Below are 1,425 nucleotides of genomic sequence, written 5' to 3'. Positions count from 1 at the left end.
TACGAGCCCCCGGAACCGGTGCACGAGCACATCCGCCACCCGTTCGACGACCACCGCGGCCAGGTAGAACAGCGGGACGCCCACCGCGAGCATGATGAAGACCTGAAGTGGGAAGGGCAGCGTGGCGAGCCAGAGTTCGACCGTGTCCCAGAACTCGAGGAAAGCCGTCACGACGCGATCCTACGGCCGACCGACGGCGGCGGCCTCGCGGCCACCCACCACCGACGAGTCCAGGCCGCGGCGACGCAGGAGCGCCGAGGGGCTCGGGTCCGCTCCGCGCATCGCCCGATAGGCGTCGAGGAAGTCGATCGCCCCGCCCCGGGACAGCACCTCGCGGCGCATCGCCTCGCCCGTCGCCCTCTGCAGTCCCCCGCGGTCGGAGAACCACTCGGCGGCGTCCGCGTCGAGGACCTCCGCCCAGAAGTACGAGTAGTAGGCGGCCGAGTACCCGCCGGCGAAGATGTGTTGGAAGTACCGCGACCGGTACCGGGGTTTTACGCCGGGGACGTCCAGGCCCGCGTCGGCCAGCACCCGCGCCTCGAACTCGTCCACGTCCGTGACCGCCTCGGCCTCGGCGGGGGTGAGCGAATGCCAGGCCAGGTCGAGCAGGGCGGCGGCGAGGTACTCGACGGTGGCCTGGCCTTCCCCGAAGCGCTCGGCCTCCCGCATCCGGTCGACCAGATCCGGGTCGATCGGCTCCCCCGTCTCCACGTGGCGCGCGTACCGTGCGAGCAGCTCCGGGCGGCGGGCCCACATCTCGTTGACCTGGGAGGGGAACTCGACGAAGTCGCGCGGCACCGAGGTCCCGGAGAACACGGGGTACTCCACGTCCGACAGCAGGCCGTGCAGCGCGTGGCCGAACTCGTGGAACATGGTGGTGACCTCGTCCATCGTGAGCAGCGTCGGCTCGCCCGCCGCGGGGCGGGCCAGATTCATGACGTTGACGACGACGGGCCGCGAGTCCAGGAGCCGGGACTGATCGCGGAAGGAGCTCATCCAGGCACCGCCCCGCTTGGTCGGACGCGCGTAGTAGTCGAGCAGCAAGAGCCCCACTCCGGCGTCGGGCTCGGTGCGCTCGTCGTCGAACACCTCGATCACCCGGACGTCCGGAAGGTACCCGCGAAGGTCCGTCCGCTCGGCGAAGCGCAGGCCGTAGAGCTCGGACGCCGAGTGCATGACCGCGTCGCGGAGCACCCTCTCGAGCTCGAAGTAGGGCCGGACGCGGGCGTCGTCCACCTGGAATCGCTCGGCGCGCAGTCGCTCGGACTCCCAGGCCCAGTCGGCCGGGTGCAGCTCGCGGTCCTCGCCCCCGAGCAGGTCCTTGGCCTCGTTGCGGGCGTTGGTGACGGCGGCGTCGACCACGTCGAGCAGCAGGCCCCGTGCCGCGTCCGGCGAGCCGGCGGTCTCCACGGCCAGGACGTGCTC

At 71.5% G+C, this 1,425-nt stretch carries 1 protein-coding gene; it reads right to left on the bottom strand.

The window, feature by feature from the left end; all coding sequences use genetic code 11:
• Positions 1-180: 180 nt before the first annotated feature.
• Positions 181-1,425: M3 family metallopeptidase (locus G6019_RS14240; RefSeq protein WP_241726070.1), on the bottom strand; the 1,245-nt coding region annotated here is incomplete at its 5' end.

It is taken from the genome of Dietzia sp. DQ12-76, from assembly GCF_014145045.1.
Classification (GTDB): domain Bacteria; phylum Actinomycetota; class Actinomycetes; order Mycobacteriales; family Mycobacteriaceae; genus Dietzia.
Note: the sequence above shows the minus strand (reverse complement) of the source record. Positions and strands in the feature narration are given on the sequence as shown.